Annotated in this window: 12 protein-coding genes; 7 read left to right on the forward strand and 5 right to left on the reverse strand. The window is 62.3% G+C overall.

All coding sequences use genetic code 11. The features are described from left to right. The first annotated feature begins 88 nt into the window (after window positions 1–88). Window positions 89–745 carry a hypothetical protein gene (locus tag OXM57_14415; GenBank protein ID MDE0353873.1) on the forward strand — a complete coding sequence of 219 codons (657 nt, stop codon included), beginning with the start codon at window positions 89–91 and terminating at the stop codon, window positions 743–745. A 248-nt stretch (window positions 746–993) separates the two neighbouring features. Here OXM57_14415 and OXM57_14420 read toward each other — a convergent pair whose 3' ends face one another. Both OXM57_14420 and OXM57_14425 read right to left on the reverse strand, forming a co-directional pair. Continuing rightward, window positions 994–2394 carry a restriction endonuclease gene (locus OXM57_14420; protein MDE0353874.1) on the reverse strand — a complete coding sequence of 467 codons (1401 nt, stop codon included), beginning with the start codon at window positions 2392–2394 and terminating at the stop codon, window positions 994–996. Window positions 2395–2474: 80 nt separating this feature from the next. Continuing rightward, entirely contained in the window at window positions 2475–3452 is a 978-nt protein-coding gene (locus OXM57_14425; GenBank protein ID MDE0353875.1) for a site-specific DNA-methyltransferase, read from the reverse strand. A 558-nt stretch (window positions 3453–4010) separates the two neighbouring features. Here OXM57_14425 and OXM57_14430 point away from each other — a divergent pair. The 6 genes from OXM57_14430 (at window position 4011) to OXM57_14455 (ending at window position 8485) form a co-directional block, all read left to right on the forward strand. Continuing rightward, complete coding sequence (locus OXM57_14430; protein ID MDE0353876.1) at window positions 4011–4283, forward strand: hypothetical protein; 273 nt, start codon at window positions 4011–4013, stop codon at window positions 4281–4283. Beyond that, a complete protein-coding gene (locus OXM57_14435; GenBank protein MDE0353877.1) occupies window positions 4280–4651 on the forward strand; it encodes a clan AA aspartic protease in 372 nt (123 codons plus the stop codon). Before OXM57_14430 ends, OXM57_14435 begins: the two co-directional genes overlap by 4 nt. A 439-nt stretch (window positions 4652–5090) precedes the next feature. Then, window positions 5091–5492, forward strand: coding sequence for a hypothetical protein (locus OXM57_14440; GenBank protein MDE0353878.1), 402 nt, complete (start codon window positions 5091–5093; stop codon window positions 5490–5492). Between the two features lie 551 nt (window positions 5493–6043). Beyond that, window positions 6044–6901 (forward strand): IS5 family transposase, encoded by an 858-nt coding sequence (locus OXM57_14445; protein ID MDE0353879.1) that lies wholly within the window; start codon window positions 6044–6046, stop codon window positions 6899–6901. Between the two features lie 46 nt (window positions 6902–6947). Beyond that, window positions 6948–8027: a hypothetical protein gene (locus OXM57_14450; GenBank protein ID MDE0353880.1), complete on the forward strand. Its 1080-nt coding sequence runs from the start codon at window positions 6948–6950 to the stop codon at window positions 8025–8027. A 290-nt stretch (window positions 8028–8317) separates the two neighbouring features. Then, complete coding sequence (locus tag OXM57_14455) at window positions 8318–8485, forward strand: hypothetical protein (GenBank protein MDE0353881.1); 168 nt, start codon at window positions 8318–8320, stop codon at window positions 8483–8485. 174 nt (window positions 8486–8659) lie between these two features. Here the strand turns inward: OXM57_14455 and OXM57_14460 are convergent, their stop codons facing one another. The 3 genes from OXM57_14460 to OXM57_14470 form a co-directional block, all read right to left on the reverse strand. After that, on the reverse strand, window positions 8660–9025 hold the full coding sequence (locus OXM57_14460) for a hypothetical protein (protein ID MDE0353882.1): 366 nt from the start codon (window positions 9023–9025) through the stop codon (window positions 8660–8662). A gap of 4 nt (window positions 9026–9029) precedes the next feature. Beyond that, window positions 9030–9695 carry a hypothetical protein gene (locus tag OXM57_14465; GenBank protein ID MDE0353883.1) on the reverse strand — a complete coding sequence of 222 codons (666 nt, stop codon included), beginning with the start codon at window positions 9693–9695 and terminating at the stop codon, window positions 9030–9032. 103 nt (window positions 9696–9798) lie between these two features. Beyond that, window positions 9799–9984, reverse strand: a 186-nt coding sequence (locus OXM57_14470; protein MDE0353884.1) for a hypothetical protein, incomplete at its 5' end; no start/stop codon positions are given.

The following is a 9984-nucleotide window of genomic DNA, read 5'->3' on the forward strand; positions in this document are numbered from 1 at the left end:
TCCAAACATGGCTCTGACCAGGGAATAAATAGCAAATAAAGGTGGAGGTGCGGGGCCTCAAGGTCTGTACTTCCTAGGGCGCGATGCCGTGGAGGACGACGGCCCTAAAGCCTTCGAGGGGTTCGCGTCCAGGCTAGGAAAACGCTACGAACGCTATATCGGGGAGCAGCTACGTCTCCTTACCCACGCGACGCTTCACCCCGAGGTCAGCTATGGCCGCTCTCAGAAGAGCGTTGACTACATCATCGAGACACCCGAGGTGGTTGTGCTCGTTGAGGCTAAGTCTGTCGCTCCCAACGCCTTCACGAGATCGGGCATCTTCCCTGACAACGGGGACATGGACAGGGGCATCAACCGGGCCTGTCAGCAGATCACCCACACAGCGGAATTGATGAGAGGAGGGCATCCAGAGTTCCCCGACCTGAAGGCTCGCCCACTCCGCGGGTTGGTCGTTACGCGCGAGCGTTACCTCAATCTGCCGTGGCACCACCTAACGGATGCAGTGAAGCCAGCCTCGATACCAACAACCATTGTGTCTGCGGATCAATTGGAATATGCCCTGGTTCCGGGCCTGATCGACGAAGAAGCATGTGGTGCTCAGCTACTTGAGGGGCTGGCTACCGACAGTGGGCCCATCGAGACCTCGTTGGAAAGATTGAGAATAGGCATGAACCCCCTACTGGAGGAGATCGCAACAGCCTCGTCCTTGAGACAACCCGATCACGACAACGCCTCAGCTAGTTGACCACCTCAGGTCATCGCGGATCAGGCAACAGATTAATAGACCGTTAAAAACACCTGGTCAGGCATAAGTTATGTGTTCTTGTCCCTCAGGCTGCTCCTGCTCTCGGGGGCCGCTCTTATGGTTAGCCTGCTGGCTATCCCTCGCGCAGCCTCTGCTGCTTCCTCAATCTCGGTTGTTAGGTCTGTCACGCTGAGTGGGAGCCATCTTTCTCGGTTTGCTGTGTCTGCCACCCGGTTACCCTGCATGACTCATCGGGCTAGCCAGTCAGCCCCGTAACGTGAGATGTTGGCAATCTTGTGTGCCTCGCGCCTTAGGATCGTTGCTATACGGCCGGGTGAGTCGATAATCTCATTGAGATCACTGTGGTCGAGTATCATGACGGTCAGTGCGCTATGTTTCATCACTTCTTGCGCGTAGTTACGTGCATGCGTGGTTACCGGACAGTTGGCGAATATCAACACGATCGTTGCCTTTGTAACGACGGCAATGCCTATCTCTTTCGCGATGTCCTCCAGGCTGACGCGGCCAGACGGTGTGTTTTTGCACTGCACTTGCCAGCGTGTCGGAACGTTTCCCAAGGTTCCGGCCAGCAGCACGTCGACCTCGGCGTGCGCTGTTTGGTCAGCGGCCCGTTTCCTCCAGGCTACGAAGCGCAGGCCGAGCAGTCGCATAACCCAGATGGCTAGGGCTTCGAGCGCTTCGCCCTTGGTGTTCCTATCTTTGGATGTCAGGTCGTCGCGGATGTCGGTGGGTCGGCGTCGGTAGTAGGCGATGAGGGATGGGTCTAGGTGTTTGATGGTGCGGGCGATAAAGGGTCTGAGGACTTCTGCGTCGAAGCGGTCGGTCGTTCGGAGATGCGAGGTTTTACCACCGGATGTACCGCGGGTCGTGAATTCGATGAGCCCCGCCTCCTGTAGTGGTTCGAGGAAAGTCTTGGGCATGTTGGCCCTATCGACCCGTCTGCCCATGATGCTTTCGGTCAGATCCCGCACATCGGCAGCCGGGTAACGACCATCGGGCTCGATGCGGCACAAGGCTTCGACAAAGGCCTGCTGCTCTTCGCCTAGTCCAACCAGGGCAGCGACCGTCTCGTCGCTCATCCCGACCAAGCGCTCCTTGGCGGCAGGGTCCACTTCCCAAGCGCGATACCGTCCCTTCGGGAACACATCGGCCTCGGCCAGCCACTTGCGGAGGCTATTGATAGCTGTGTTGTGGATACCGACCTGCAAGCCTTGGTCGGTCAGGTAAGCCGCCAGAGTATCGCCTGTGACCTTGAGCCCGTCGTGCACCATCTGTTGGGCCGCCTCGACCACCTGGAGACCGCCGAGGTTGAGCAGGATGTGCCGAGCGAACGCCTGATAGAGATCATCGCCCTCCAACGCAGCGAGGTCGTAGGCAAGAGGGGTTGCTTCCCAAGAGGGTGTGGGTTCGATGAGACCGTACTGGCGGGCAGCCTCGAGTGGCAAGGAGGCCTGCCTCCGGGTAGGGGGCTTCTTGTAAGGCTGGATTCGGACCGGCTCACGGGTTGTTGCTTCCTCCATAGCCGGCTTGTCGCCACTGTGCGCGATGATGGCATCTACGAACGCCGACAGGTCTACGAGATCGGGAGTGAACTGCGAACCAACGGGTATATCGCTTGGCTGAGCCACCTATCCGCCTAGAGGGACACCGACGAGAACATCAGATTCTGATAAGCCCCTGCAAGAGACACGTGCCAGCGTACGCAAAGTCAGAGGCGCGCATTCCGCCGTAAGCGGTACCCGCGTCCGCCATCCTCAGCAAGCGGGACAGGAGTGGTGCCTGCATCCCATAGGAGACCGGGCCGCGGCACGCGGTACCAATCCTTAGCCACGGGCTTCTGTCCGTTGACTTCGGTTTCGTCGAAGCGGCCCAGAGCCCCCCGCAGGTACTCCCTCTCCATCTCTACACAGAGCCAGCGCCGCGATAGGCGCTCGCACACCTCGCCGGTCACACAGCTACCAGCGAACGGATCAACCACGAAGTCACCCTCGTCAGTGAGCATCCGGATGAAGTATTGAGGCAGGTCCGCCGGGAACCGGGCCGGATGTGGTGTGATGCCTTCCTCGTGGCAATACCGCAAGTATCGACTGTTGCTCTCTGTGTTAGGAAGCGCGATCAGGTTAGGAGGGATAGACGCTCCATTGTTCTTCGCGAAATTGTCGCTGATGTCATGACCGGACGGGCGTTTCATCGAGCGGTAGCCGTTACGGAGCAAAGACTTCATCGCATCGCTGTAGGGCTGGAGCACGCGGCGGTTGTCGGCCTTAGGCCAAGGGGTCTTGGAGAGCCACCAGACAGTATTGACCGCGTCCTTCACCCGGACCCGCCGAACCGTGACCCACTCTGCAGGAGAAGGGAGCTTCGAAGGGTTCCACCAGAAGATCTCCTGAGCCAAGTGGAGGCCGATCTCCTCTACGAGCATGATGACCAGTTTGAAGTGGTAGAGGCTGCGGGTAGGCGAACCCGGGATCCACGCCCCGCCGATGTCGATCACCATACTCCCCGAGTCCTTCAGCACCCTGCGAGACTGCTCTCCGAACGGGCGGAACCAGTCCAGGTACCGATCCGCGTCTGCATTCCCATAGTCCTTCTTGCGTACGAGCGCGAAGGGCGGACTGGTGACGATGAGATCCACAGATGCAGTAGGGAGATCCCCCAACACCAGGATGGAGTCGCCTGCAACCATCCGACCAAGATCGGTGCTGAAGTACTCTGAAGGCGAGCGACTCTCGTCGGATTGCGATACTTGGCGCATAGTCCTCAAGCTACCGGCTGGCTACGACAAAACCGTTGCTACAGGATCACCCTACCATCGAAAACACATATGTGTAAGTAGACCAGGTGGTGTGGCTGGCCAGCGGACCTGATCTCGTCGGCAAGATGGTCGCTGCCCTCCGGCCGGTACCTCCCGACCCAGCAGACCAGATATCCGTGTCTCCCCGATCAGCAGGGCCCGTACTCGGTAGGTCGCGAGCTGAGGTGCGCGATGCCGGTACGGGGCGGCGGATATCTCATGCTGGCGCTCGCCCGTGTCGGCACCATCGCCGAACTCGCAGCCCCCCGTACCGCGAGCGCGCGGGTCACGTGGGGATCGCCGGGCGTCACCGACTCAGCATCGAGCGGCCGGTCTGATCGAAGGCGGGTTTGGGGGCCATTCGCCCTGCCGCGCCACGCCTGGTTTGGGTTGGAGCGGCTTGGCGGCGGCGCTATGCTGTCTTGTGACACCGCACCGAGAGAGTTCGCGATGACGGCACGTCGACCTCCCGAAGAGAGGGCCCGCCTGGGAGAGGCGATCTATGAGCGCGAGATCCGCAAGCAGGTCGAGTCGCTTTACCATGGGGCGATCGTCGCCATCGACGTTAATACTGGGGACTGGGTCGTGGCCGACACCGTCCTCGGCGCGGCTGAGCTCCTTCGTGCACAGCGCCCGGAGGCAACGGACGTGTGGAGCGTTCGCGTCGGTCACCGGGCTGTTTACAGCTTTGCGGGGAGTTCGGTGCGGAGAGACGCTGGGTGATCGAGGGGGTCGTTAACTCCTCCTATGAGGCCATCGTCGCGCTCTTGCTGAGAGGACCGGACGGGGATGCCCGGGATATCGAGGCCGTGATCGACACCGGCTACAACGGCTTCCTGACGTTGCCGCCGAGGTTGGTGGCGGAGTTGGGGTTGCCGTTTGTCACGAGCGCTCAGGCAATCCTCGCGAACGGCAGCGAGGAGGCCTTCGATGTCCACAGCGTCACCGTACTGTGGGACAGTCACCCCGTCGCTGTCGATGCCTATGTGTCGGATACGACACCGCTCGTGGGTATGCGCCTGCTCGATCAGTGCGACGTGAACGTTCAAGTCCGCGACGGCGGTCGCGTTCTGATCGAAACCTCGAACTAACTCCAGCACGCGCGCCACGCCCGCCTCGGGCCTCGCGCTCCCATGCCGGCCTGGCCACCAGAGCGCGGGATGGAGTTCGACCGGTCTACCGAACATAGTGCGCTAGACGGCGGATGCCGGAGCAGCACCGTGGAACCGGACCTGTACTACGCCATCGGCTACTACCTGCTCGCGCACATCGAGCGCGGTCAGCCGGGCCGCGCCTTGCCCCGCGCGGTGATGAGCCAGGCCAGCAACACGCCTCGCAAGCTCGCCGCGGCGACGCGCGCCCGCGCGGGCGAGGCGCGCCATGTATCGCTTGAGCGACCCCGCCCGCCACGCTTGACACAGGCGCTCCAGAAGACGCTGCTACTCCTCTGCGAGACGCCCTTCGCCAGCGTGGAGGACCTCTCGCGCATGAGGCACCTGCCCGCCTCCTCCTTGCGCGAGCGATTGGGCGATGCTGAGCGACCGTCCGCTGCGGCGCCACGTCCCCACGGCGGCGGGCGTCGCGGCCCTCGGCGACGACGACCTGCTCTATCACCATCCCGTGTCCCGCCTGTGGCTGCGGCTGCTCGCCGAGCGCCTCGACGGCGTGGCGCTTCTCTACGAGCTGGCGGCGCTGATTGCCGACGCCGACCCCGAGGAGGACCCCCGTGCGCGCGCTGCGGGAGCCCTCGGGGTTCCACCACAGCGCGGCGGCGAACGCTGGGAGCGGTCATCGGCCAGGGGGCGCGGGCGCGCGTCTGGCAGCCCGCTCGCCACGGGCGCGGGAACACGCCGGTCGTCAAGCCCGACTCCAGCCTGGCGTGGCTGGTCGACCTGGCCGGGCGCGAGGCGGAGCACCCCGTGCGCCGGGTGAAGCCGAAGCGGCTCTGGGCGTGGCGTTCGTCAGGCGGCGCACGCGCGACACCGCCTGGGCCGAGAGACCTCGCGAATGCGGTGGTGACGCAACTCGGGAGCGCGGAGAAGCGGATGCTGGACCTACTGGCTGGCACTTCCCCACTCGACGCCCGCGAGGGGGATCATCACCGCGCGAGTGCGAGGCTCGCAGTGCCGGGCGGGCGGAGTAATGAACGAAGCGAGGCGAACGGTAGCATCGCCTATCGTGAGCATGGGCCAGTGTCTGCATCGCGCTGGCCATCATGGGGCGTTCCCCTGTACGCCGGGCTCGTCGATGCCAACCTTACCTGCGGTGCTCCCGCGTACCTGTTTGTGCTCCGCACGACAACTGCGGTCGCTCGCGCGACGTGATTCGGTTGCTTGTAGCCAGACCCCCGAGGCGACACGATAATCCTGTGATGAGCTAAGAGGCCGCGCGGATTGGTGGAGGTTGGGGGGTTCCACCAGTTGAGGTGTTGTTTCGGCTTGCATACCGAGTGCGACACAACCCCAACTGGTGGAGGACCTATTATGCGCGCGCTCGATCCCGAAGTGATAGACGCTGTATGGGCGGCTTGCGAGCGGCTGATCCCCGAAGCGGTGTCAGACCATCCCCTGGGCTGTCACCGCCGGCGGATACCCGATGAGGTCTGTTTTCGGGGAGTGCTGATCCGTTTGGTAGTGGGCTGTTCTTGGGAAGACACCGAACGTCTGTTGGGTGGGGTGGTGTCTGACACCACATTGCGGACCCGCCGAGACGAGCGGGTCCGAGCCGGTGTGTTCGAAGCTCTCGAGGCAGAGGCCCTCGCTGCCTACGACCGCATCGTCGGCTTGGACCTATCTGAGGTGTCAGTTGACGGGAGCCAACACAAAGCACCCTACGGCGGGGCACGCACAGGCAAAAACCCCTGCGACCGGGGCAAGTTAGGTATCAAATGGTCGATCATGGTCGACCGCAACGGCATCCCCCTCGCTTCAGCACTAGCCGGCGCCAACCGCCACGACACCACTCTGTTCGAACCCACCCTCAAAGCCGCGGCCGACCGTGGGCTCATAGCAGACATCGAGACCCTCCACCTCGACCGCGGATACGACAACAACCGCATCCAGGACTTATGCCACCACTACGGAATCGACGACATCAACTGCGCCCGCAAAAGACCCCGAGGTCAAGCCAGGGGCACCAGCACCAAGACACCCCTCGGTATGCGCTGGACCGTGGAACGAACCAACTCATGGCTCACTAACTACGGACAACTCCGCCGCAACACCGACCGACACCCCCACCACCGCCACGCCCAACTACAACTCGCCATCACCCTCCTTCTCGCAGCCAAACTCATCGACTGGAGAAACCGCTGGAGCCCCGACCCAGCCCCTATCCGCTAAGGCTCTAAGATTCCTTGCAGGCTGGGGAAGGGTGGAAGGCGTTCAGATGGCTGCAATAGAGGAGCGCGCCACCGATCTTCCAACGGCAGAAGACATGGCTCGCTATGCCAACTGTATGGAAGAGGCCAAGCGACGCATCGACGTGATCGAGCACTTCCTTTCCGGGAATGCTCACGCGGTATACCTTCAAACGACAGTTGAGACCATCTGCTTGCAGCTGCGCTCGGTGCTTGAGGTCATCGCCCTTGCATCCTTGGTCGCGAATCGTGCCGCGTATGCCGAGCACCGCAATAACTTCCGGAAGGATTGGCATGCGAAGCGGATCCTGCAGGACCTCGAGAATGTCCACCCCGCGTTTTATCCAAGGCCGACCAAGCAGGTTGTCGATCCGGTCGACGGGAGAGTCACTGAGACACTTGAGGTCAGGGATGGATATCTGACTCGAAGCGATTTTGGCGTCCTCTATGACCGGCTCGGGGGATTGCTACACGCGGAGAATCCGTTCTCGGCCGCGCGGGACTATCAATCGGTTCTGGGTGAGCTACCAGGGTGGGTCGATAAAGTCAGAGGGCTCCTCAATCACCACCAGATCCAGCTGGTTGACTCCGACCACCAACTCTGGGTTCTCATGGAGTCCTCTCATGACGGTCGACCCCATGTGTTTCTGTTCGAACGCTTGAGTGGACGACTCGGCAATGTACTCAAGCCCGAGGCCGAGGGCGAACTGCGGCCAGAGGACTGGATGGATGCGCTCGATGAGGCACTGGTTGCCGACGAAGTAGTCTGGAAGAAGTTTATGGATCGGGCGAATGGCCCGGCTTTCGCTTCGAGTCTGGAGGACACGCTCGAAGAAGACGCCTTCGACATCAGTTCGGCGATCGGGCGCACATGGCCAAAGCTCTCCCGACCGGTCATAGCAGCAGGCCGGACGCCTGACCGGACGGAGGAACCCAGCGACCCCCATCAGGACCTCTGGTCTCGCCTGGACAGCGATTTCCCTGAGTGGGAGGAGATGCTAACCAAAAACCTGTTACCGACGCTCCAGGGGCAGAGGTTTGTGATCCGAATCAGGAGAGACTTTCCAGAGGCATTGCCACTCTTCATCTTTTCGTTGTCGACCGATTGAGCCGGGCCGTGGCTGGCTATCAGGTTGGCCCCGAAAGCGCTCACCTTTGGGCTTGGCAGAACTGTTTGTGTCTCCGAGCCTGGGTACTTTCGGGGCCTGCCAAATCAAGGCTGCTTTACTGTTGCGGTATACCCCCGCGCAACTACCCCACCAGCTCAGCAAATGCCAGGTGTGGCGCTAACGCCACGCAACGCTAGCTCTTTTTGCAATCCATCGTGGTCGCTTGCACGCTGCCATATATCGTGATACTCTATGCGAGACATCGGAGTAGCCTATAGAAGGAGGTTCCGATGAAGAGAAAACTTCTCGCAGCGGTGGTGCTGCTGCTAGCCGCCGGTACCGTGGGTGCCGGCGCTCAGACAGAGCCACCCGCAAGGGAGTTGGAAGTGGTTGTACGCTCCGACTTCGTGGGACCCAACATTGCTTTCCCGGACGGGAAGTCGCCGGGAAAGACGTAGACCCTTCTACCGTGGTTCGTGTGCTGTCTCGGCATCGGACCGGCTCTCTGTCGTGTGGCCCTCGGTGTTGCCTTCCCGGCCTGAGCTACCGCTCCAACAGCCCGACATCAGGAGCCTGGGTTGCCGTCTGCAGCCGGGCTCCACATCCGTCATCTCTAACGACGGTCCTGCGGCCTATTCGTTAACTTCGCCTCCTGCAAAGTCATCGGTGATCTCCTTGGCCCCTTCCACCTCGGTGAGCTTTACGAAGATCCACGCTTTACCCGAGACCCAGGCGTCCGCAGGGATCCAGATCGACAGCGTTCCGGAGTCTTCACCAGCGGCGATGGTCACCTGGCCGACCTTGTGGTCATGGTCCCACGGATGTCCAAGGTCCCTGCACGTGAAGTCGGCGTCTGGTTCCTCGTCGGCGGGAAGGGCGCAGTAGTCCAGACCTGCGATCATGCCCTTGTTGTTGCTCAGGCTGTAGGCGACGGTGATGTCTTGCTGAGCGGCCTCGCTCAACGAGATTGAGAATCTCAGGGCCTCTCCCCGGCTCACCGTCTCAGCCTCCGCGATGGACACCGTCAGGGTCCCGCTGGTTGCCGGGGGGCGCATCATCGTCATCGGACACCGCCACCGTGGCCGCACCCTGGGACGAGGACACCGTGTAGCCGCTCCCCGTCTTCAGCGTCACGGTCACCGACCCGTCGGCCTCGTCCGCGGAGCCGCCGGTCGTGGCCACGCTCAGGGTCGCGCTCCCCGTGGTAGGAATGGTCACTGTGCGCGTGCCGGTGTTGACGCCGTAATCGCCGCTCTGCGACACGGTCACGTTCACGGCCAAAGCCGCCGCGGGTTTGGGGTTGGCGGCGATGGTGAACTCGGCTGACCCGCCCTCCGTTATCCCGCTTCCTCCGGTGATGCTGATCTCAGGCGTCGGCGCGGCGTCGTCGTCCGCAACGGCGACGGTGGCCGCACCCTGGGACGAGGACACCGTGTAGCCGCTCCCCGTCTTCAGCGTCACGGTCACCGACCCGTCGGCCTCGTCCGCGGAGCCGCCGGTCGTGGCCACGCTCAGCGTCGCGCTCCCCGTGGTAGGGACCGTCACCGTCCGCGTCCCCGTCGAGACCCCGTAGTCGCCTGTCGCGGTGACTGTCACGCTCACGGCCAAAGCCGCCGTGGGTTTGGGGTTGGCGGTGATGGTGAACTCGGCTGACCTGCCCTCCGTCACCCCGTTGCCGACATGCGTCCATTGCTGCCCCAACCACCGGCCCGATCAAGGCCAGGTACACCCACAGGCTCGGAGCGGAGTAGTACCGGTCCCAATCAACCCACTACGTGACGTGCCCGCCGCCGTCCGTCAACTCCGATTGCTCCGAGGGCGACAGCTCCGCCCACGAGGACGGCTCCTCGGAAGTCCAAGTTACGATACTCATACTGATAACCGGAAATCCAAAGAGGCCTAAGGTGATACCCCAGTTTTCCGGAGTCGGGATATTTGAATTGGTGGTGTGCTGACC

This window comes from bacterium, assembly GCA_028820935.1.
In the GTDB taxonomy this organism is placed as follows: domain Bacteria; phylum Actinomycetota; class Acidimicrobiia; order Spongiisociales; family Spongiisociaceae; genus Spongiisocius.